Source organism: Pontibacter arcticus, from assembly GCF_003284895.1.
Taxonomy (GTDB): Bacteria; Bacteroidota; Bacteroidia; order Cytophagales; family Hymenobacteraceae; genus Pontibacter; species Pontibacter arcticus.
Map to the genome: position 1 here is coordinate 355,745 of NZ_QMDV01000004.1, position 20,907 is coordinate 376,651.

At 45.1% G+C, this 20,907-nt stretch carries 20 protein-coding genes; 9 read left to right on the forward strand and 11 right to left on the reverse strand.

What is annotated here, in order from left to right; all coding sequences use genetic code 11:
• Nucleotides 1-37: 37 nt before the first annotated feature.
• The 5 genes from DP923_RS14305 to DP923_RS14325 all read left to right on the forward strand — a co-directional run bounded on the left by DP923_RS14305 (nt 38) and on the right by DP923_RS14325 (nt 4,370).
• A complete protein-coding gene (locus DP923_RS14305; protein WP_112306540.1) occupies nt 38-349 on the forward strand; it encodes a GIY-YIG nuclease family protein in 312 nt (103 codons plus the stop codon).
• A 75-nt stretch (nt 350-424) separates the two neighbouring features.
• Nucleotides 425-1,627: a molybdopterin molybdotransferase MoeA gene (locus DP923_RS14310; RefSeq protein ID WP_112306541.1), complete on the forward strand. Its 1,203-nt coding sequence runs from the start codon at nt 425-427 to the stop codon at nt 1,625-1,627.
• A 53-nt stretch (nt 1,628-1,680) separates the two neighbouring features.
• Entirely contained in the window at nt 1,681-2,157 is a 477-nt protein-coding gene (gene moaC / locus DP923_RS14315) for a cyclic pyranopterin monophosphate synthase MoaC (protein WP_112306542.1), read from the forward strand.
• Nucleotides 2,138-3,319, forward strand: coding sequence for an NTP transferase domain-containing protein (locus DP923_RS16800; protein WP_207801977.1), 1,182 nt, complete (start codon nt 2,138-2,140; stop codon nt 3,317-3,319). The genes moaC and DP923_RS16800 overlap by 20 nt, the downstream gene beginning before the upstream one ends.
• Complete coding sequence (locus DP923_RS14325) at nt 3,309-4,370, forward strand: HesA/MoeB/ThiF family protein (protein WP_112306543.1); 1,062 nt, start codon at nt 3,309-3,311, stop codon at nt 4,368-4,370. The genes DP923_RS16800 and DP923_RS14325 overlap by 11 nt, the downstream gene beginning before the upstream one ends.
• Nucleotide 4,371: 1 nt before the next feature.
• Here DP923_RS14325 and DP923_RS14330 read toward each other — a convergent pair whose 3' ends face one another.
• The 4 genes from DP923_RS14330 to DP923_RS14345 are packed head-to-tail and all read right to left on the reverse strand — an operon-like array spanning nt 4,372 to nt 6,261.
• Nucleotides 4,372-4,788, reverse strand: coding sequence for a molybdenum cofactor biosynthesis protein MoaE (locus DP923_RS14330; protein WP_112306544.1), 417 nt, complete (start codon nt 4,786-4,788; stop codon nt 4,372-4,374).
• Between the two features lie 11 nt (nt 4,789-4,799).
• Nucleotides 4,800-5,042 (reverse strand): MoaD/ThiS family protein, encoded by a 243-nt coding sequence (locus DP923_RS14335; protein ID WP_112306545.1) that lies wholly within the window; start codon nt 5,040-5,042, stop codon nt 4,800-4,802.
• Nucleotides 5,043-5,069: 27 nt separating this feature from the next.
• Nucleotides 5,070-5,834, reverse strand: coding sequence for a sulfite exporter TauE/SafE family protein (locus DP923_RS14340; protein WP_112306546.1), 765 nt, complete (start codon nt 5,832-5,834; stop codon nt 5,070-5,072).
• Between the two features lie 16 nt (nt 5,835-5,850).
• Nucleotides 5,851-6,261, reverse strand: a complete 411-nt coding sequence (locus DP923_RS14345; RefSeq protein WP_112306547.1) for a c-type cytochrome — start codon at nt 6,259-6,261, stop codon at nt 5,851-5,853.
• A 138-nt stretch (nt 6,262-6,399) separates the two neighbouring features.
• On the opposite strand from DP923_RS14345, the gene DP923_RS16740 reads away from it, so the two are divergent.
• The 4 genes from DP923_RS16740 to DP923_RS14360 are packed head-to-tail and all read left to right on the forward strand — an operon-like array spanning nt 6,400 to nt 10,294.
• Entirely contained in the window at nt 6,400-6,537 is a 138-nt protein-coding gene (locus DP923_RS16740) for a hypothetical protein (protein WP_165838203.1), read from the forward strand.
• 48 nt (nt 6,538-6,585) lie between these two features.
• Nucleotides 6,586-7,086, forward strand: coding sequence for a (2Fe-2S)-binding protein (locus DP923_RS14350; protein WP_112306548.1), 501 nt, complete (start codon nt 6,586-6,588; stop codon nt 7,084-7,086).
• The gene (locus DP923_RS14355; protein WP_112306549.1) at nt 7,083-8,078 is read left to right on the forward strand and encodes an FAD binding domain-containing protein; all 996 of its coding nucleotides are present in this window, start codon (nt 7,083-7,085) and stop codon (nt 8,076-8,078) included. The genes DP923_RS14350 and DP923_RS14355 overlap by 4 nt, the downstream gene beginning before the upstream one ends.
• The gene (locus DP923_RS14360) at nt 8,075-10,294 is read left to right on the forward strand and encodes a xanthine dehydrogenase family protein molybdopterin-binding subunit (protein ID WP_112306550.1); all 2,220 of its coding nucleotides are present in this window, start codon (nt 8,075-8,077) and stop codon (nt 10,292-10,294) included. The genes DP923_RS14355 and DP923_RS14360 overlap by 4 nt, the downstream gene beginning before the upstream one ends.
• A 462-nt stretch (nt 10,295-10,756) precedes the next feature.
• Here DP923_RS14360 and DP923_RS14365 read toward each other — a convergent pair whose 3' ends face one another.
• The 7 genes from DP923_RS14365 to hsdR are packed head-to-tail and all read right to left on the reverse strand — an operon-like array spanning nt 10,757 to nt 20,852.
• Nucleotides 10,757-13,975 (reverse strand): type I restriction endonuclease subunit R, encoded by a 3,219-nt coding sequence (locus DP923_RS14365; protein WP_112306551.1) that lies wholly within the window; start codon nt 13,973-13,975, stop codon nt 10,757-10,759.
• Nucleotides 13,956-14,723 carry a restriction endonuclease subunit S gene (locus DP923_RS14370; RefSeq protein ID WP_112306552.1) on the reverse strand — a complete coding sequence of 256 codons (768 nt, stop codon included), beginning with the start codon at nt 14,721-14,723 and terminating at the stop codon, nt 13,956-13,958. The genes DP923_RS14365 and DP923_RS14370 overlap by 20 nt, the downstream gene beginning before the upstream one ends.
• Nucleotides 14,689-15,081: a hypothetical protein gene (locus DP923_RS14375; protein WP_112306553.1), complete on the reverse strand. Its 393-nt coding sequence runs from the start codon at nt 15,079-15,081 to the stop codon at nt 14,689-14,691. Before DP923_RS14375 ends, DP923_RS14370 begins: the two co-directional genes overlap by 35 nt.
• Nucleotides 15,081-16,391, reverse strand: a complete 1,311-nt coding sequence (locus DP923_RS14380; protein ID WP_112306554.1) for a restriction endonuclease subunit S — start codon at nt 16,389-16,391, stop codon at nt 15,081-15,083. Before DP923_RS14380 ends, DP923_RS14375 begins: the two co-directional genes overlap by 1 nt.
• Nucleotides 16,391-18,037: a class I SAM-dependent DNA methyltransferase gene (locus DP923_RS14385; RefSeq protein WP_239021046.1), complete on the reverse strand. Its 1,647-nt coding sequence runs from the start codon at nt 18,035-18,037 to the stop codon at nt 16,391-16,393. Before DP923_RS14385 ends, DP923_RS14380 begins: the two co-directional genes overlap by 1 nt.
• The gene (locus DP923_RS14390) at nt 18,034-18,459 is read right to left on the reverse strand and encodes a hypothetical protein (protein WP_112306555.1); all 426 of its coding nucleotides are present in this window, start codon (nt 18,457-18,459) and stop codon (nt 18,034-18,036) included. The genes DP923_RS14385 and DP923_RS14390 overlap by 4 nt, the downstream gene beginning before the upstream one ends.
• Nucleotides 18,459-20,852, reverse strand: a complete 2,394-nt coding sequence (hsdR, locus tag DP923_RS14395; RefSeq protein WP_112306556.1) for an EcoAI/FtnUII family type I restriction enzme subunit R — start codon at nt 20,850-20,852, stop codon at nt 18,459-18,461. The genes DP923_RS14390 and hsdR overlap by 1 nt, the downstream gene beginning before the upstream one ends.
• Nucleotides 20,853-20,907: the final 55 nt, after the last annotated feature.

Here is a 20,907-nt window from a genome sequence, read left to right on the forward strand (position 1 = left end):
GCATTTTATAGTAAGTATAAATACAGCTAAAACTTAGATGCCTTCGCACAACTATTTTACTTACATCACGACTAATCCCAAAAGAACAACTTTCTACATTGGAGTTACAAATGACCTGGTAAGACGCTTGCGGGAGCACTTTGAAAACGATGGAAACAGTAAAACTTTTGCTGGTAAATACTATTGCTACAACTTAATCTACTACGAGAGGTTTACCCAAGTTGAACATGCAATAGCACAAGAGAAAGAGCTTAAAAAATGGAGTCGTAGCAAAAAGGAAGCACTGGTTAAGGCATCAAATCCGTTCATGAAATTTTTAAATCATGAGATACAGGATGATCAGGATTGATGAAGGCTTTCAGGAATCTGAGATAGATCTCTCACGATGTTCGAGATGACAAAAAGGCTAGTATAGTTTACACCTATGATTAAAGTAGAAGAAGCGGAAGCGATCATACAGGCGCAGGCCCGAAACTATGGAGTAGAAGTTGTGCCCCTGGAGCAGGCATTGGGCCGGGTGCTGGCCATAGACCTGAAAGCTGACCGGGATCTTCCGCCATTTAACCGGGTTGCGATGGATGGCATTGCGATCAAGTATGAAGCGTTTAAACAAGGCACGCGCACTTTTCATATCAATGCAACACAAGCCGCCGGCGATAAACCGGTGGAGATTTATACTTTGGATGCCTGCAACGAAATCATGACCGGTGCCGCTTTGCCAACTACTGTCGATACGGTAATCCGGTACGAAGATCTGGAAATTAAGAATGGTACTGCCACCATTTTAACGGATGAAATTAAGCGGGGCCAGAACATTCATCAGCAAGGAAAAGATAAGCAAGCTGGCGATGTGGTGGCGCCTGCAAACAAGCTTATTGATGCTGCCTTAATAGGAGTGGCCGCATCGGTGGGTGCAACAGAACTGCGCGTGAAAACGCTTCCGAAAGTGGTGGTTATTTCTACCGGAGATGAGTTGGTTGCTATACAGGATTCGCCACTACCGTATCAGATCAGAAAATCGAATACTTATACGATACAGGCGGCTTTGCAAAAGTATAAAATTGAGGCTGAGCTGCTTCATATTCCGGATGATCGCCAAAGTATAAAGCAGCAACTACAGAAATGCCTGCAAAAGTATGATGTGATTATACTAAGCGGTGGCATTTCGATGGGCAAGTTTGATTATGTACCCGAAGTGTTGGAAGATCTGGAAGTGAAAAAACTTTTTCATAAAGTACAGCAGCGACCCGGCAAACCTTTCTGGTTTGGAAAGCATGCCAACGGCGTACTGGTATTTGCATTGCCCGGCAATCCGGCCTCCACATTTATGTGCCTGCACCGCTACTTTATGCCGTGGCTACAGAAAAGTATAGGTTTGCCTGAAGCTAAGGTATACGCTGCTTTAAGTATAGACTTCGTTTTTGAGGCACCTCTGCAATACTTTCTGCAGGTAAGTTTAAGTATAAACCCGAAAGGCCAATTGATTGCCACGCCACTGGCAGGAAACGGTTCCGGTGATTTTGCGAACCTGGTAGAGGCCAATGCTTTTCTGGAGCTGCCCGCTGAAAAAAGTAATTTTAAGCAGGGAGAAGTATACAGAGTTTGGCCGTTTAAGCCGCTAGTATAAAAGTATAAACCGGCCCACATACAGCAACTGAAGTATAAATTAGCAAGTATAACATGAGTGAATTTTCGCACCTGAACGATAAAGGACAAGCCACGATGGTGGATGTGGGAGGAAAGCAGGCGACCCACCGCACCGCTACTGCCAGAAGTATAGTTTCGTTACCTTCTGAGGTACTGGAAAAATTAGTGGAAGGAGACATTCAGACAAAAAAGGGCTCAGTTTTCCAGACGGCTATTATTGCCGGAATTATGGCCGCCAAAAAAACCGGTGATCTGATTCCGCTTTGCCACCCCATCGGCATGGATAATTGCCACATCAGTATACAGCTAAATGAGCAGCAAGAAGTTGTCATCGACTGTACAGCCAGTATTACAGCCAAAACAGGTATAGAAATGGAAGCGCTGGTGGGTGCTTCGGTGGCCGCGCTTACGGTGTATGATATGTGCAAAGCCCTGAGCCACGACATTGTGATCAAAGAAACGAAGCTGATAGAAAAGACAGGAGGGAAGCGTGACTTCAAAAGAGCATAAAAAACACAGCATCATCACAAGGCCAGCCTACGGCAACTTTGCCCGAAATGAATGGGCTATACTTGGCACACCTTGCGGAGTAATAAAGGATCTTGCTGATGTTGTGATAAAAGCTTTGTCTGGGAAGTATAAATGTGCTTACGTGGATGCTCAACATGCAAATGCGGATGAACAAACAGCATTGCCCGGACGCCTGAACTCAGGTGCTGTAGCGGAGTATACAGACCAGATCCATTACCACCAGTTCGACTTCAAAAAGGAGCTGAATCCGTTTAAGTTCAGACAGCTATTTTCAGAAATGGATCTGGTGCTGGTAAACGGCAATCATCAGCAAGCAAAGGCACAGGTGGTAATAATCGACAACGCTAAAAAAGCATCGTTGCAGAAACGGCTTCCACAGCTAACGAACGTGCAGTTATTTATACTTGCCGATAATACTGATGAGATGTTTGACTTTGTAAAGGATGCTTTACCAAATTGGCAGGAAATCCCGATCTATCAGCTTAGCAATACAACCAAGATTATTTCTTTCTTTGAGGTGCAGTTGCAGCAGGCAAAGCCAGTTTTAAATGGACTGGTGTTGGCTGGAGGTAAAAGCCTGCGTATGGGGCAGGATAAAAGCGCTATGCAGTGGCACGGCAAGGAGCAACGCTATTTTATGGCCGAGTTGTTAGAGCAGTTTTGCAACGAAGTGTTCATCTCCTGCCGACCTGAACAGGAAATGGAAACAGGCGAAAAGTATAAATTGCTGCCAGATACCTTTACCGGTTTGGGGCCGTACGGGGCTATACTTTCTGCCTTCCGCGAGCAGCCGGATGCAGCCTGGCTTGTCGTTGCCTGCGACTTGCCCTTACTAGATGAAACAACACTACAACAGTTAACTAAGCATCGGAACTCATCTACTGTTGCAACGACATTCCAAAGTCCGCACGATGGTTTTCCGGAGCCGTTGATCACGATTTGGGAACCGAAGAGCTATCCGGAGTTGCTGGCTTTTCTGGCGCAGGGCTATACATGTCCCAGAAAAGTATTGCTTAACAGTGCGGTTACGCTATTAAAACCACTTGACCCGGACGCGTTACTGAATGTGAACACGCCCGATGAACTGGAGCGTGTGCAACTCATACTTCAACAAAGAACAAAACAGTTACATGCAGAATAATTTACTGCGCTATACTTGCCAGATCGCCTTACCGGGATTTAACGAGGCTTCTCAGCAGGCTTTGCATAACGCCCGCGTGCTTGTAGTTGGGGCAGGCGGATTGGGTTGTCCGGCGGCGCAATACCTGGCTGCGGCTGGTGTGGGCACCCTGGGTATAGCTGATTTTGATGTGGTTTCTATAGGAAACCTTCACCGGCAGATACTTTTTACGCCGGATGAAGTAGGTCAGAAAAAAGCTTTAATTGCCTGTGAAAAACTCCAGCGGCAGAACCCGGATGTGAAGCTGGTACCGCATGTCTTTAAAGTTACTTCCGAAAACATTATGGCCCTACTGCAAGCGTATGATCTGGTGCTGGACGGTACTGATAATTTCGATACGAAATACCTGCTGAACGATGCCTGTGTGCTGGCCGGGAAGCCGTTGGTGTACGGTGCTATTTACCAGTTTGATGGGCAGGTAGCCGTCTGGAATGTAGCGCTGCCGGATGGAAGTTTCTCGCCTAATTACCGCGATGTGTACCCGGATGTTGATGCTTCGCAGGTACCCAACTGCGCGGAAGGTGGCGTTATTCCTACGCTGGCAGGGATGATAGGCTGTATGCAGGCAAACGAAGTAATCAAATACGTTACAAAAACAGGCGAATTATTGGCTGGCAAGTTGCTTCTGTTCGATGCGCAAACCATGCAGAGCCGCATCATCAAACTAGGAAATGTTACCAAAACAAGTATAAAGGCATTGCCACAAACCGAAGAAGTACCGACAATCTCTGTAAAGGAGTTACAGCAAAGTATAAATTCAGATGCTTATGTGTTGGTAGATGTCAGAAGTCAGGCGGAGCGGGAGAGTTTTAACATCGGCGGTGAACATGTACCGTTGGAGGAGCTAAGCAGCAATACATCATTCTTAGCTACAAATAAGCCTATCATACTTTACTGCGCTTCGGGCAAGCGGAGTGGGGAAGGTGTTAAGATGCTGAAGAAAATTTATCCAGATAAACAATTCTATTCTTTAGATGGGGGCATGAAAGCCTGGCGGGAAGGGCAAGTATAAATTAAGGATGCGCGGCTACCCATACTTCGCCGTCTTCAAAAATCTCTCTTTTCCAGATAGGTACGGTTTGCTTTAACGTATCGATGATGTAGCGACAAGCGTCGAAGGCTGCATCGCGGTGGGCGGCAGCGACTGCAATGATAACGGGTACTTCACCAATTGCTAACGTGCCGGTGCGGTGGTGCAGCAATATCTTCTGCACCGGCCATTTCTGCATCGTCTGATCCGCTATCTTTTGCATTTCCTTCAGTGCCATTGGTTCATAGGCTTCAAACTCCAGGCGCAAAACCGTTTTGCCTTTGGTAGCATTCCGGACAGTACCAATAAAAACATCAATCCCCCCACACTCCGGCGACATGACCCACTCCACGCAGGCAGAAATATCCAATGGTTCTTCCGTTAACTTTATATCAATCATTTATACCTGGATTAACCTCCGCTTACCGGCGGAATGATAGCAATTTCATCGCGCAGCTGCAGTACGTCTTCAGCGGACGCATATTCGTTGTTGACGGCTACCATGTAAGAGGCCAACTGCTTTAGGCGCGGAAATTGGTTTTCAAGTGAGATACGCAATGCAGTAACAGTCGCTTCTCCGGTAAGCTCCACGTCTATGGCAGAGCCGCTGAAAATATCCTTGGCTATGCCAAATGCCAGTACATTTAGTTTCATGTTATACTTATTAGTTTCATGTTATACTTAGTTAAAGAGGAGCAGGTGCTTGTACAATACTTCAATACCAGCCACAAAGATAAGCGCTGCTGTTACGCGGCGTATCATCAGCGGATTAAACTTAAATATGGCTACACGGGAGCCTAACTGCCCGCCTGCTAATACGGCACCGCACAGCAGAAGTATACGCGAGTAATCCATAGAAGTCGGGAGTTGAGAAAGCTGACCTGCGATACCTGCCAGCGAATTTACAAGTATAAAAATGCTGGCTGTAGCCGCTATTTTCTTAGTGCCATCCCATTTCATCAGGTGCAGGATAGGGGAAAGAAAAATGCCACCGCCAATGCCTAGTAAGCCAGAACAGAAACCAATGATTCCGCCTAAAAAGCTGTTTTTTATAGGGTTAACCTGATTTGCAGGAGCTTCCGGATTCTCGGAACTCGTACGCTTTTTAATCCATAATAGTACAGCTGCCAGCAACAAACTACATCCGAGCAACACATAAAAAGTCTCCTGCTCCATTTTAAGAGAAGCCCCGAAATAAGCCATCGGTACGCTAAGCAGTACCAGCGGAATTACTTTTTTCCAGCTGACGTGGTGGTTTCGGATGTAAAGTATAGTGCCGCCCGTTACTACCACAATGTTACAGATCAAGGCAATTAATCGTACTTCCTGGAAAGGCAAAGCGTACAAAGCAAGTATGGCCAGGTAACTCGAGCCTCCGCCAAAACCGACCGAAGCATACACAAAAGCTATCACGAAAAAGAACAACAATAGCTCCGGGTGCTGCATGGGTTTTATACTTCACTTACTTACTACGTGTTGCTTTTACCTGCGCCGGTGTTACAGCCTTGGCTTTGTTGCCCCAGTTATTCTGGATATAGTTGACCACATCGGCTATTTCCTGGTCTGATAAATGGCTCTGGGCTGGCATCTCCATGTTATACTTTTGGCCGTTCACGGTAATCTCTCCGCTCATGCCGTGCACAACAGCTTTGGTTGCTCTGTTCGGGTCTTTCTTCAGGTTATCAGATTTTGCCAAAGGCGGAAAAACGCCCGGTACGCCTTCGCCGGCTTCCATGTGGCAGCTCTGGCAATTGGCCAGGTATACTTGTTTGCCTCTTTTTATACTTTCTGTAAGCTGATCTGTACCCGTAGGAGCAGCTGTAACACTATAACCTGTAATGATCAGTATGGAGAATAGGAATGTCTTGAACATGTTGTGATGAATTGGTAGGCTAAGATAAGTAAAATAAATATTCCACCTAAATAACGCAAGGCTTCCTTCGCATAAAGACGAGTGTATTTGCTACAAAGTATAAGGCACTATGTTGCGGGTCAGAAATTAATCCTGAACATGAAGTTAAAGTTGCCCGTTAAACCTCAGACAAATGAAATACAACCTGACAGCGATCTGAAGCCGCTATTTAACGCGAAGCAAAGTATGTGTTTATACTTTGTAAACCGTGCGCTTAGGTTACTGTTGCGTGCTTGATGGCCTCCCTTTACATAAACTTTAGTTGAACCATAACCGAGTAAAATTATGGAAAAAAATACGGTAGAGTTACCCCCGACCAGTAGCGTTACATTACGCGTTAACGGCTTAAGCAGGCAGCTGAATATAGCACCCTGGACCACGCTATTGGATGCCTTACGCGAACACCTGCACCTGTCAGGAACCAAAAAAGGATGCGACCACGGGCAATGCGGCGCCTGTACGGTGCTGGTAGACGGAAAGCGGATCAACTCCTGCCTTTCGCTGGCAGTGATGCAACAGGATAAGAAAATAACAACCATAGAAGGCCTGGCCAAAGAAGGCGAGTTGCACCCGGTGCAGCAGGCTTTTATTGATCATGATGCTTTCCAATGCGGTTACTGCACACCCGGGCAAATCTGTTCGGTGATAGGTTTGGTCAACGAAGGTAAAGCTAAAACCATGGATGACATCCGGGATTTGATGAGCGGCAACGTGTGCCGTTGCGGGGCTTATGTCAATATAGTGAAGGTAGCGCAGGAAGCACTGGAAAGGGGCGAAATACGATGAGGCCATTTACTTATACCAAAGCCGCAGATGTAAACGCAGCTGTACAGGAAGTCAGCACGCACGAAGGCGCCAAATTTATAGCAGGCGGCACCAACCTCCTCGACCTGATGAAAATAGATGTGATGCGGCCGGCACACCTGATCGACGTTACGCACATCGCTCATAAAACCATTGAAGAAAACGACAAAGGAGGGTTGCGTATAGGAGCACTTGTAACAAATAATGATACAGCTTATAATGAACTGGTAGAAAAGCGTTATCCTTTATTGTCGCATGCCATACTTGCCGGCGCTACTGCGCAGTTGCGTAACGTAGCTACGGATGGCGGTAATTTGCTGCAACGCACGCGCTGTTATTATTTTTACGATACCGCCACACCCTGCAACAAACGCGAACCCGGCTCCGGGTGTTCGGCCATAAAAGGCTATAACCGCGACCTGGCTATACTTGGCACCAGCGAACATTGCATTGCCACGCATCCTTCCGATATGGCTGTAGCGCTGGCGGCGCTCGATGCAAGTATACATGTTACCGGTAAAGATGGCGAGCGTACCATTCCGATTTTAGATTTTCATAGGTTGCCCGGAGATACGCCGCATATCGATACCAATCTGAAAGAAGATGAACTTATCACGTCTATCGACCTGCCAGCGAAAGGATTTCCGGAACATTATACGTACCTGAAACTGCGCGACCGTGCTTCCTATGCCTTTGCATTGGTGTCTGTAGCGGCTGCGCTTGAACTGGATGGTACTACCATAAAGGAAGCCCGCATCGCGTTGGGTGGCGTAGCGCACAAACCCTGGCGAAAACCGGAAGCCGAAGCTATACTTCAGGGAAAGGCCGCCACAACTGAAAATTTCAGGGAAGTAGCAGAAGCGTACCTGGAAGGCGCAAAAGGGTATGGAGACAATGATTTTAAGATCGAGCTTGCCAAACGGGCTATTGTACGGGCGTTGGAGCAGGCTTTAAAAATGGAGGCAGCATCATGAATACAGATCAGATAGGAAAACCGGCTAACCGCGTGGATGGTTATGCCAAAGTTACGGGCCAGGCAAAGTATGCAGCTGAATTTAACGCTCCTGATCTGGCATATGGGTTTGTAGTGAACAGCGCGATTGCCAAAGGTAAGATCAAAAGTATAGATACTTCTAAAGCACTTGCGCTGGATGGCGTGCTGGAAGTTTTCACGCATGAGAACAGGCCGGGCTATATCTGGGGTGATAAAAATTACCAGGATGAGGATTCGCCTCCCGGTTCTCCGTTTCGACCGCTTTACCAAAATGAGATACAGTTCAGCATGCAGCCTATTGCGTTGGTGGTAGCCGATTCGTTTGAACTGGCCCGTTATGCCGCTATGCTACTGGAAGTGGAATATGAAACTGCTGCTTTTGAAACAGACTTTGAAGCGAACATTGAAAAAGCTTACGAGCCTGAAGAGTATAAATCTACCCCGCCACCAGACCCACGAGGTAATCCGGAGAAGGCTTTTAGAGAAGCTGAATTTAAAGTAGAAACAGAATACGCACACCCCAGCGAGCACCACAACCCGATGGAAATGCACGCTTCTACGGCTGTTTGGGAAGGAGAGGGTAAACTGACGGTTTATGATAAAATTCAGGGAGTGGAAAATAGCCAGAACTACCTGGGTAAAGCTTTTGGCCTGAATAAAGAAAATGTGCGTGTTATTTCACCGTTTGTGGGTGGCGCTTTTGGGTCTGGCTTACGGCCGCAGTACCAGTTGTTTTTGGCTGTGCTGGCAGCGCTTGAACTGAAGCGTTCTGTAAGGGTGGTATTAACCAGGCAACAGATGTTTTCTTTCGGCCACCGGCCCAAAACCATGCAGCGTTTTGCCGTTGGCGCCGCTTCAGATGGTAAGTTAGAAGCCATTCAGCAGGATGTGTTTGCAGAAACTTCCCGGTTCGAAGATTACTCCGAAGATGTTACGATTTGGCCCGGTGTACTTTATCAGTGCGATAATGTGCAGGTAAGCCACAAACTGGTCGGGCTGGATGTATACACACCACTTGATATGCGCGCTCCGGGAGGTACAACCGGTATTTATGCGATGGAGTGTACTATGGATGAACTTGCCTACAAAATAGGGATGGACCCACTGGAGTTCCGGTTAAAGAATTACGCTGAAGAGGACCAGTCTAAGGGCAAGCCATTCTCGAGTAAAGAGCTGAAAGAATGCTACCGGCAGGGTGCTGAAAAGTTTGGATGGGAAAAACGCAACCCGGCACCTCGCTCTATGCGCGAAGGGCGTAACCTGATTGGTTGGGGAATGGCGCACGGTGCCTGGGAAGCACAGCAGAAAGAGGTATCCGTTAAAGCTGTGTTAACTCCGGACGGTAAGTTAACCGTTGGCACAGCCACAGCTGATATCGGAACTGGTACTTATACCGTTATGACCCAGATTGCTGCTGAAACAATGGGAATGCCACTGGAGGACGTAACTTTTAACCTCGGTGATACTTCCCTTCCAAAGTCCCCGCTCGAAGGTGGCTCCTGGACGGTGTCATCGGTAGGTTCAGCTGTGAAGGAAGTATGCGATAAAGTAAAACAAACGCTTTTTGAACTCGCTAAGCAGGCAGATAACCAAACGTTCGGTAACGCCACGTTGGAAGATGTTACTTTCTCTAATGGCCGGATCAGCCTGAAAAATGATACCACAAAAGCAGTTGCCTTTACTACTGCGTTAAAGCAAAATGGCGGTAAACCAATAGTAGAAGAATTGACTACTAAGCCTGCAGATAAACAGGAAAAGTATGCTTCGTATGCCCATTCTGCCACGTTTGTAGAAGTTAAAGTAGACGAAGACCTGGGTACGATTAAAGTAACAAGAGTAGTAAGTGCTATAGCCGGAGGACGCATTGTAAACCCGAAAACAGCCAGGAGCCAGATATTAGGAGGCATGGTCTGGGGTATTGGGGCAGCCCTGCAGGAAAAAACTGTAATGGACAACAACCTGGGCCGTTTCATGAACCACGATCTGGACAAATACCATGTGCCGGTTAATGCAGACATCCACGAATCGGAGGTGATCTTTGTAGAAGAAAAAGACGATATCGTGAATCCGTTAGGGGTAAAGGGCTTAGGCGAAATTGGTATTGTAAGTGTAGCACCGGCTATAGTTAATGCAGTTTTCCATGCTACAGGTAAGCGGGTAAGAGAACTGCCAATTACCCTGGATAAACTCTTGTAGTAAAGAGTTTCAATGCAAATTTCGTAAGTAGTTTATAGCAAAAGTGAGTATTCTTTCCTTATAGTACAGCACTATATTTACTGAAGGAATTCTCACTTTTGCTTATACCAGGAGTTTATACTATACTTTGAAAGTTAGGGGATCAAGTGTTAAAGCTAACAAGATACGATCGTACTAGAGAGAAAAGCCTGCTTATTGAACCATAAAGGGAAGTGTATTCCAAAACATATTGCCTTTTTATACCTCTAAGGTGCGATTGAAAGCAGCACCACTAGATTTAAGAAATAGCTATCTCGCCTGATTTTATCCACGTTAACATCGCTCCAATGAGGTAGTAATGAACGGAATACTTTTGCTATTTTAAAATTGAACAGTATTAAACCAAGCTGTGACTTACTCAAACCCAATAGATTGTTAATAAAGCTTTACTGGGCACTCTACATTTTTAAACTTCTTTTTAATTTACGCCACTTTCGTATCATATTCCCTGTACCTGGCTTCGGCCTGCTCCATAATTTCATCCAGAATCTCCTGCAGTTCGGCTTTTACCTTGAAGCGCAGCACGGATTTTACCGCTAATTGCAGCTGGGCTTTGGTGTCGTCTTTTTTGTACCAGTCGGGTTGGGAGGCGCTCTTTTTAACCTGGGCCAGTATCTTCTGCACCAGCTCTTTTATCAGGTCGAAATCCTGCACGGCGTTGGGGTGGTTTGCCAGAATCTCGTAGAAAGCTTCTTCTTCGTCAGTTAGACCGAGCTGATTGCGGCGCTGGTCTTCTTCCTGCATCTGACGTGCAACTTCGCGGAGCTTTTCCATAGCCACCAGGCTGTCGAAAAAGTGGTTGTGGTAGTCGGCGATGATGCGCTCTACTTCTTCCCGCAGCTTTCTATACTTGGTCAGGTTTTTGCTGGAGCGCACTTTTATTTCATCGTTCATGATCTGGCGCAGCAACTCCAGTTTCAGTTCGTTGCCGGTCTTCTGTTCCTTTGCCGTTGCCAGGAACTCGTCGGTAACAATAGAAATATCGAAGCGCTCGATGCCGGCCATCTGGAACACGTCCACTACGTCTTCGCTTTCGATGGAGCGGTGAATCAGATTTTTAACCTGTTCTGCTGACTTCCTGATATTTCGATCCGGATTCTTGGCCTTGCGCAGGGCTGCGCCTACGTGCTGCAGGTAAATGATGTCGGAGGAGAGTACGTTTATACTTTCGTGACTCTTGATGATAGGAGCCAGGCTGCTGAGTATCTTCTCGTTCAGCATAAAAGTTTTGCATACTTCGTCATCGGCAACAAGGTGGTTGACGGCATGCTGTATCAGCTTGAACTTTTCGGTTTTAGGTAAAGACAGGAAGTAAGGTATAGCCGCATGCACGGAAGCGAACTCCCTAGTGGGTGTGCCTGTAACAGAACTGCTCTTCCGGATTTGTAATCCGGAGGCACTTACGACCGGGATTTTTAATCCCCGTTCACTGTTATCGTGAGTCTGCAGAGTAGCGGATTGCAAATCCGCAGGTATAGTGGTTCGGGATTGCAAATCCCGAACAGCAGCAAAGACTTCAACCGGCCCACTTGGCAGCATTTCCCGCAATTGGTAAATCGTTTCCTTCGCCAGCTCAAAAGCCTCTTCTATATCCAGCGCTATCTGGCCTTCGCCGCCTGCGGCAGTATACTTCTTGGTAGCATCGCGTAATCTGTCGCCAATGCCAATGTAGTCTACGATCAGGCCGCTGGGCTTGTCGCGGAAAACAGTGGCAACGCGGTTGACAGCCTGTATCAGGTTGTGGCCGCTCATCACTTTGTCTACATACAAGGTATGCATGGCAGGGTTGTCGAAGCCGGTGAGCCACATGTCGCGCACGATCACGAGTTTCAATGGGTCGTCGGGGTCTTTGAAGCGGGCTTTGATGCCTTCCATCTGCTCTTTGGAACGCACATGCGGATTCCAGGCCGGTGGGTCTTTGGCGATGTTGGTGGTCATGATCACGGCTACTTCCGGGCAGCCTTCCAGTGCGGTTAACGCATCGTAGAGCTTCACGCAGTTGCGGCGGCTCATGCACACAATCATGGCTTTGCCTTCCAGGTTGGCACTGCGCGAACTATAGTGTTGCAAAATGTCTTTGGCAATGGCTTCCACTCGTCCGGCAGATCCGGCAGCGTCTTCCATGGCTGCCCACAAAATGCGGTTCTTCTCGTTTTCTTCCAGGCCGCCGGTTATCTCTTCGGCTTCTTCTTCGAGTTGCGCATTGCCCAGGTGCAGTTTGGCCAGGCGCGGCTCGTAATAGATCGGCACCACGGCTTTGTCTTCGGTGGCCTGGCGGATGTCGTAGGTATGGATGATGTCGCCGAACACGGCTACGGTGTCGGCGTCTTTGCTATCCACGGGCGTGCCGGTGAAGCCGATAAAACTCGCCTGCGGCAGGGCGCGGCGCAGGTTGTTGGCATAACCATCGATCAGGCCGTATTGTGTGCGGTGGCACTCGTCAGCAATCACGATGATGTTGTCGCGGGTGCTCAGGACGGGGTGTTCCAGCTCGCGGCCTGTGGCGGTGTCTTTCAGGTTGAACTTCTGCACGGTACTGAATACCACGCCGCCGCTATCGCCGCTGAGCAGGCTGCGCAGCTCGTCGGTGGTGTTGGCTATGCTTACATCGCCTACCAGGTCTTTAGCGGCCACAAAATCGTCGAAGAGCTGGCGGTTGAGGTCGAAGCGGTCTACCTGCACCACTATGGTTGGGTTCTTCAGTTCGGGCAGCTGGCGCAGGATGCCGGTGTAAATGGCCATCGTAATGCTTTTGCCGGAGCGGGTGGTGTGCCATACCACGCCAATGCGGCCATCGCCGTAGGGCTTTACCGACTTCAGTGTTTCCTGCAGGGCGTACTGTATGCCGAAGAACTGGTGGTACTTGGCGCCTTTCTTGATCAGCTGGCCCTTGTCGAGCTCGTGGAAGATGTAGTGGCGCACGTATTGCAAGAGGCGCTCAGGCACGAGCAAACCTTTAATAAGCGTTTCCAGCGCGAAGCCGTTACCGACTACCTCGCGGCCGTCTATACTTTTCCAGGCGGCAAACCACTCCAGGCCGCTGCTGTACATGCCGTGCAGGGTGGTCTGGCCATCGCTCACTATAGTCAGGGCATTGTACTCGAAGAGCTGCGGAATCTGGTAGGTATAGTGCTGCACCTGGTTGTAGGCGGCTTCTACGGTAGCATCCTGGTTGAACAGGTTTTTGAATTCGAAGAGCACCAGCGGCAGGCCATTCACGAAAATGATCAGGTCGGGGATGCGTTTGCTTTTGCCGATGATGGTGAACTGGTTAACGACCAGAAATTCGTTCTGGTGAACATCGTCGTAGGCGATGGGGTAGAAGTGGCCGAAGTGTTGTTTGCCGGTGTCGTCTTTCCAGGTTTTGCTGATGCCTTTGCTGAGCTTGAGGTGGAAGGCGTGGTTGCGCTGATGCAGGTCTGCGCCCGTGTTGTAGAGGAACTCCTGCTTCAGTTCGGCCAGCACCTTTGGCGGCACCTGCGGGTAGCGGCGCTGCAGAAATTGCTCAAACACATCTTCTAGCACGGCTTTGCTCAGGTCGCGCTTTATATCGGAGCCGTGTTGGTAGGTATAGGGCTCCAGTTCGCGCAGCCAGGCAATGGCCGCTTGCTCAATGGCTTCTTCAGCTAAGTACTGGCTCATGCAGCTCTTCTGGTTTGGTTTGCATTACATCAATTTCTCCTGACATGAGTTTGGGAAGGAGGGTGTCGCGGAGTTGGGTAAGCGTTTGAATCTCTTCTATGTCTGTCTTTATCTTCTGAAGAGAAGGTAATATTAAGTTGTTAAATTTAATGAATAGCTCTTTAGGAGGTATAGCTATTTCATAGCCTGATAAGCCTTTCCAATCTGCTCTTGGCATTCGTGTACCATGAGATAATTGATTTGAATACTGTACTACTTCTTCACTTGAATAATGAAGAAGGCAGAACGCCAACATGTAATCTTTTAGTGGCTCAATGACCAAAATATCTGTTGAGCATATACCTTCAAATGGTGCAAGTATAACTTTGTGAAAGTATGGCCTAAGCTTTCCAAAAAGGATATGATTTTGCTCAAATCTATACTTCTGGCTTTCTACTCCAGCTGAAGTAGACCAATCAGTTAAGGCTATTGATTTACGAGGTATATGCTCTAACCCAACATATTTACATTCTTCCTGTAGGTCTTTAGGATTTGCAGTCATACGAACATTCTTTGACACATCACTAAGCTTACCAATTTTCCATCCCTCCGGCAGATTCTCTTCATCAATACCATCCACGAAATACTGCCTGAAGAGCGTTTGCGCCATTTGCTCCAGCGTTTGGTTCATGCGGCGGTTCAGCTCTATTTTGTCATCTATACTTTTAAGAATCTCACCAATCCGCCCACCTATCTTTAAAATCGTCACTATTTAGGCTTTTAAGATCAACTATACCTCTTGTTGAGTATTGCTTGACTTTTGATTTAGCTTCTTCGCCAGTACAGATAAAATACTCGGGTTCGGTCATTTTATCACCGTTAAGGTTTACAAAGATGTAGTAGTGGCCTACATGGACTCTATCTCTCATCATGGGCCAACCTACGTTCTTTTTCTTATAGATGGCTTTTACCTGAATTATAAACTGCTTATTCTCCTTTTCAGCTAAAATATCAATGGCCTTAGCATTACCCATTGTAATGCCAACACTAAACCCCCGCCTAAGTAGTTCAGCAGCTACAAAATACTCACCAGAAAGCCCTGTACTGCTGGATTGAATCTCTGCCATTATACTTCCATTAATACTTCTGCTTCCTGTGATTCTTCCAGTTCAAAAGCCTGGTGCAGCAAAGCTTTTAATAGCTGCTCAGTAGCTTGTTGGTTTGAGATGACATATTTTTTTAGTTGTTCAATTTTAGCTGCTTGTTTTTCAACTTCCGCAATGATCCGGTTTTGTTCACTAAGTGGCGGCAGAGGTATCAGTAAGTTATCTATATGACCTTGATTAATTGTTTTTTGACCAGATGTAGTCTTGAAATTATCCGCAATAGTTTTTCTTACATGTTGAGCCTTGCCAACAAGGAAGATAAAATCTGCATTTACAAGAACACCAAATCTCATTCTGATAAAGTGATCACAAGGGGTTAGAACTTTATCAGAATTACCAACATAATTGAAATTCCCTACTAGATCTATACTTCCATTTACTCTAGTAATTAATATGTCATTTTTTCTCAGTTTATGATTCTCAATTATTTTGGAAGGTAGATTTATAAGTCTAGTATCAGAAACATCAACTTTAGAATTTTTAATATCAGCTAATCTAAGAACTATAGCACTTGTGATGTCATTTGATCCTCGCGTTGAAATTCCATTTTGGTAACTTTCTACTATATCACCTAGTTTACACCAAATCCAATTTTCAGGAATGTCGAAAGGTATGTCATCAGATTCAATTGGACGCAAATGCTTTTCTTTTATACCTGATTTTACTTTCTCTACTTTAATTCTCTTTAGTAGATCGCTTGCAGGCTCATCAGCTATATTTTGTTTTACCAATTTACCTTGAATCGCTTCCTGTAAGATAGCTTGATGAAGTATTTCTGTATAAATAAGCTGATCATCTATAAGTTTAAAAGCTGCTAGCTCTTTCGCCATAAGCTTTCTTTCCAGATTAACTATATACTGTTGAGCTTCAAAACTTGGTATAATAACTTCCGTGTCGGCAATTCTATTCATTGGCAAGCTTACATTTGCCATTCCTTTCATTTGAGAAACAAGTAGTTCTTCCCGGTTCCAATGCAGATAAATTTGCAGGTATTTAGCTAAAACAAAGCTTTCATCTTTGGGGATTACTGCACAAAGTATATTGCCAAGTGCAAATTTTCCTTCCTGGTACTTCACTCTTTTCATACTGGCATGTCCGTGGCCAGTGGAAGAGATCAAAGGAATAATTACGGCTTTTGCATCAAACTGGTATTCATTATGTGTCTTATCAATTTCACCTAATGTTACCATTGGGTATTCGCCAGGAATAGCTTTCATGATTCCTGTTGCACCTTTTGTGATAGTGCAAATATCACCTAATCTGTATCTCATTATAAAGCCAGCTCTTTAAGTTCGTTAAGAATCTGAGAAATCTTTACCTGGTTACTCTCAATTTTCTTTATAATAGCTAACCTATCGTAAGTTACTTCTTCTTTAACCTTGTTGGGGTTTTTAATATCCAGATCAAAAGCTGCCCAGTAAATAATATCGCCAGTTTGCTTGTTAGATTTAGCCAGCTGTTCATTCTCAGAAATTAAAGCAGATAGCTCTTGTCTTACACCTTCAAACTCTGGAGCCTTGGCTTTATTTTCTTTTATCTTTTCAACTACAAAAAATAGCTTATTCTTTAGTTCAGCAATGGTGTTCTCTGCTTCTTCAGCCTTGTCCCAGTAAGGTTTAGCTTTAACTTTGGCATCTTGTACTCTTTTGGTAAAGTCTAGCTTCCAGCATACTTCGCTTTCCAGCCTGTCGTTCCACCAGTTCTTTATTGGTTCAAATTCTTCTATTCGTATTGGGCGTGTTTTGCTATAAGCTTTCTGGCCTTCGGGCAAAGTATGCTCGTAATACCAGATGTCCGTAGTAGGCTTACCTTTCTCAAAAAAGATAAGATTGGTGTTTACGGTTGCATAAGGTGCAAAAACAGATTGTGGTAAACGAATAATGGTATGCACGTTGCAGTCTTCTAATAGCTTTTGCCTTACCCTTGCCTTTACGCCATCACCAGTCAAGCTGCCATCAGGCAGTACTATACCGGCACGACCACCTTCTTTCAGCATCTGTATAAATAAAATCAAGAACAGATCTGCACTTTCTTTGGTGCGGTAGTTTAGCGGGAAATTGGTTTCCATACCATCGCCCACTACGCCACCAAAAGGAGGGTTAGCCACAATTATATCAACTTTGTCAGCCTGCTTGATAGATGTTAACTCACGGCTCAAAGCATCACCATTTTCAATCTGTGGAACTTCTATATCGTGCGTAATCAGGTTCACCACGCTAAGCATGTATGGCAATGGCTTTAATTCTGTACCAGTAATTGTGTCCTGTAGCGTTTTGTGGTCATTAACGCTGTTTACCTGATTCCGCAAATGTTCTATAGCGCAAACCAAGAAACCTGCCGTACCACACGCCGGGTCTGCTATTTTCTCGCCTAGCTTTGGGTTTACCATATCCACGACAAACTGTGTTACAGCTCTTGGTGTATAGAACTCGCCCGTATCTTTTTTAGTAGCAAGGCCTTGTAAAATATCTTCGTAGATAACGTTGAAGATATGATGATCTTTACTGCTATTAAAATCAATCTCGTTTAGTTTATTAATGGCTTGGCGGAAAGTAGTCCCGCTCTTCATGTAGTTATTTGTGCCATCAAAAATATTACGGATGATAACACCCAACCTGTTATCTGCCGCAACCTGTATTTCCTTTAACTGCGGAAACAGCTGGTTGTTTACAAAATTAATCAGTTCATCTCCTGTTATACCTTCGTCGTTTTCAGCCCAGTTACGCCATTGCAATTCTTCTGGTATCGGGGAAGTGTAGTTCTCGTCAATTAATTCTCTCTGTTGGTCTTTATCATCAAAAAGCTTTAAAAAGATCATCCAGCCTAACTGCTCAATGCGTTGTGCATCGCCACTCAAGCCAGGGTCTTTTCTGAAAATATCTCTAATGGACTTTATAATTCCGCTTATGTTACTCATTTGGTACTTGTTGTATTGGTATTAATATGGTTCATTTTGCCAAAGGCAAACTCGTCGTAGTGATTCATTAGCTCAAATACGTCATAGCTTTCGCTCACCCATCTGCCTTTTTTAAATCGGAAGCAGTAGGTTAATCTTTTGTCGTACTCTTTAGCCTGGTTGTTGAATACTATTACAAGTTGGTCTTTTGGTTTGAATGAAGCCGGAAAATCAAAAGCATCCGGTTCATTTAACCTGCTTTCAAGTGTAAAATTATTAATAATAAAGTTAGGGTCGGTAAATTCTGAAGGTATCATCGGCACGCCCATAAAGAAGTCATGTTTATCTTTATTGTAGCGGTGTAAAAGCCAATAATGGTTCAGCCTGTCCGGTGAAGAACTCTTGCAGGTACAGAATTTAATATTATCAGAAACTAAGCACATCAGGCAATTCTGTAAAGTTCTGTTTCTAATTCCTTTATCGCTTCCATGTATTTTTTCCTACTTCCGAAGATCCCGTTTACAATTTCGACGGTGGAGCCAAAATCACTTAGTGGTTTTACTTGTAGCACTTCCAATGTTTCAATGTTCTCAATGCCTTCGTCGGCATACTTTTCAAGCAGTGTTTCTAAAACTTGGCGGGCCTGTTCACCATACTTCGTAAAGTAGTCTCTTTTCTTAACATTGTTGGCCCTTTCTTTACGTGTTAACGGAGGTTGGTCGTAGGCAACATGGCAGATTAAATCAAACAAGTCTACCTGCTTGTCAACTGCTTCAAGTAGCGCATCTACCATCACACCTTGATCTTCAAGTTCGGCAACTATAGCTTCTTTACGCTCTGTGTTATTCCACTTGTTCAGGAAGTCATCTAAGGATGCGAACTGGCCTTTTATGATTTGCTTAGTATGGTCTTTCAGACTGGAAGTAATAGGTTTACCATGCTGATCAAAATGCAGCTCACGCTCAATTAGAATGGAAACATCAACGCCGTTTACATACACTTTGGATTTCGGGTCGCTTGTAGGTGGAGTGCCTGATGGATCTGGCTGACGTACTTTAGGTATTTCAATTATAATCTCTTCACCTGTATCGTCATCTGTGATTGGGTCTGTATTGGCTTCTTCTTCATCAATAATACCTCCTAGGTTTGTACCTTCGGTAACTGGCTTAATTCTTATTGGCTCTCCGTCAAATTTCGGATCTGCAAAATTGTCTGTGGCGTTCCTAAAATCAAGTATGGTAAAATATTGTTTGCCATACTCTTCATTTATTCTGGTGCCACGTCCAACAATCTGTTTGAACTTAGTCATTGAATTGATAATGGCATCTAACACAATTACCTTACAGGTTTGTGCGTCAACACCAGTGGTCATCAATTCAGATGTGGTAGCTATAACCGGGTATTTTTCCTCCGGGTTAATAAAGTTGTCAAGCTCCCTTTTGCCTTCTTCATTGTCCCCGGTAATTTGCATTACATATTTGTAATTCTCTGCTACTAGGTCGGCATTATGTCTGGCTAAAGCACTACGCATGCGCTCAGCATGGTCAATATCCACGCAGAAAATAATAGTTTTGGCAAAGCGGTCATACCCTTTTAAAAATTCGGTTACTTTCCTTGCTACTGTATCTGTGCGTTCATCTATAACAAGGCTTCGATCATAGTCTTTCTTGTTATACATTCTATCTTCAACCTCATTGCCATCCTTATCGGTTTTACCTTGTTCTGGTCTCCATCCTTCCGCATCTACATTCAAGGCAACCCTAATTACTCTGTAAGGAGCCAGAAAGCCATCATTAATACCCTGTCTTAAAGAATAAGTATAAATTGGGTCGCCAAAGTATTCAGAATTACTTGCTTCTTCTGTCTCTTTTGGTGTTGCCGTTAAACCAATATGTGTAGCGTTACTAAAGTAGGTTAAGATCTCGCGCCAGTTACTGTCTTCTTTAGTACTCCCACGGTGGCACTCGTCAATAACAATAAGATCGAAAAAGTCCTTTGAGAATTGTTTGTAAGCATTTGCTTTTTCATCGCTACCGCTTAAGCCCTGGTATAGTGCCAGGTAAACTTCGAAGCTCTTATCTATCTGCCGCTTTTTCACAACGGTCATTTTATCTTTAAAATGCTTGAAGTCACCGCGTTTGGTCTGATCTATCAAAGCGTTGCGGTCTGCTAAAAACAGAATACGCTTCTTCGCTCCACTTTTCCAAAGCCTATGAATGATCTGAAATGCAGTATAGGTTTTACCTGTACCTGTAGCCATAACCAGTAGCACGCGGTTTTGCCCTTTAGCAATAGCCTCAACCGATCTGTTTACAGCTATCTGTTGGTAATACCTTGGCTTTCTATTGGTGCCATCAAAGAAGTATTCCTGTGCAGCAATCTTTTCAGCTTCAGGCGTCTCTATACCTTTGTACTTTTTATAACGCTCCCAAAGCTGATCTGGAGTAGGGAAGTCTTCTAAACCGATTTCGCTCTCGATGTTTTTGCCTTCTGCAGTTCTGTCGTGGAAAAAGAACCCATCACCGTTACTGCTAAATACACAGGGTATATCTAATATTTTAGCGTAATCGAGTCCTTGCTGAATACCAGCTCTTACAGAGTGATTATTGTCTTTTGCTTCAATGATAGCAATAGGGATGTTAGGCTTGTAATACAGTATATAATCAGCTCGTTTTTTGCTTCCTCTAGTGGTTAGTTTCCCACGAACGTGTATTTTACCATCAGTGAAAGATACTTCTTCCAATATCTGTAACTGCTTATCCCAACCTGCCTTTTCTAAAGCGGGTGTTATGAATTTGGTACAAATATCTCTTTCTGATAGGCTCTTTTTGTTCATAGCGTCTAAAAATAAGTGAATGGCAGACGAGGAGTTTAGGTTGTTTACTTGATTA

What these genes read in the sequence shown, in the direction of transcription:
- DP923_RS14305 (WP_112306540.1), top strand. Translation starts at nt 38, where the DNA reads ATGCCTTCGCACAACTATTTTACTTACATCACGACTAATCCCAAAAGA.
- DP923_RS14310 (WP_112306541.1), top strand. Translation starts at nt 425, where the DNA reads ATGATTAAAGTAGAAGAAGCGGAAGCGATCATACAGGCGCAGGCCCGA.
- moaC (WP_112306542.1), top strand. Translation starts at nt 1,681, where the DNA reads ATGAGTGAATTTTCGCACCTGAACGATAAAGGACAAGCCACGATGGTG.
- DP923_RS14325 (WP_112306543.1), top strand. Translation starts at nt 3,309, where the DNA reads ATGCAGAATAATTTACTGCGCTATACTTGCCAGATCGCCTTACCGGGA.
- DP923_RS14330 (WP_112306544.1), bottom strand. Translation starts at nt 4,788, where the DNA reads ATGATTGATATAAAGTTAACGGAAGAACCATTGGATATTTCTGCCTGC.
- DP923_RS14335 (WP_112306545.1), bottom strand. Translation starts at nt 5,042, where the DNA reads ATGAAACTAAATGTACTGGCATTTGGCATAGCCAAGGATATTTTCAGC.
- DP923_RS14340 (WP_112306546.1), bottom strand. Translation starts at nt 5,834, where the DNA reads ATGCAGCACCCGGAGCTATTGTTGTTCTTTTTCGTGATAGCTTTTGTG.
- DP923_RS14345 (WP_112306547.1), bottom strand. Translation starts at nt 6,261, where the DNA reads ATGTTCAAGACATTCCTATTCTCCATACTGATCATTACAGGTTATAGT.
- DP923_RS16740 (WP_165838203.1), top strand. Translation starts at nt 6,400, where the DNA reads ATGAAGTTAAAGTTGCCCGTTAAACCTCAGACAAATGAAATACAACCT.
- DP923_RS14350 (WP_112306548.1), top strand. Translation starts at nt 6,586, where the DNA reads ATGGAAAAAAATACGGTAGAGTTACCCCCGACCAGTAGCGTTACATTA.
- DP923_RS14355 (WP_112306549.1), top strand. Translation starts at nt 7,083, where the DNA reads ATGAGGCCATTTACTTATACCAAAGCCGCAGATGTAAACGCAGCTGTA.
- DP923_RS14360 (WP_112306550.1), top strand. Translation starts at nt 8,075, where the DNA reads ATGAATACAGATCAGATAGGAAAACCGGCTAACCGCGTGGATGGTTAT.
- DP923_RS14365 (WP_112306551.1), bottom strand. Translation starts at nt 13,975, where the DNA reads ATGAGCCAGTACTTAGCTGAAGAAGCCATTGAGCAAGCGGCCATTGCC.
- DP923_RS14375 (WP_112306553.1), bottom strand. Translation starts at nt 15,081, where the DNA reads ATGGCAGAGATTCAATCCAGCAGTACAGGGCTTTCTGGTGAGTATTTT.
- DP923_RS14380 (WP_112306554.1), bottom strand. Translation starts at nt 16,391, where the DNA reads ATGAGATACAGATTAGGTGATATTTGCACTATCACAAAAGGTGCAACA.
- DP923_RS14385 (WP_239021046.1), bottom strand. Translation starts at nt 18,037, where the DNA reads ATGAGTAACATAAGCGGAATTATAAAGTCCATTAGAGATATTTTCAGA.
- DP923_RS14390 (WP_112306555.1), bottom strand. Translation starts at nt 18,459, where the DNA reads ATGTGCTTAGTTTCTGATAATATTAAATTCTGTACCTGCAAGAGTTCT.
- hsdR (WP_112306556.1), bottom strand. Translation starts at nt 20,852, where the DNA reads ATGAACAAAAAGAGCCTATCAGAAAGAGATATTTGTACCAAATTCATA.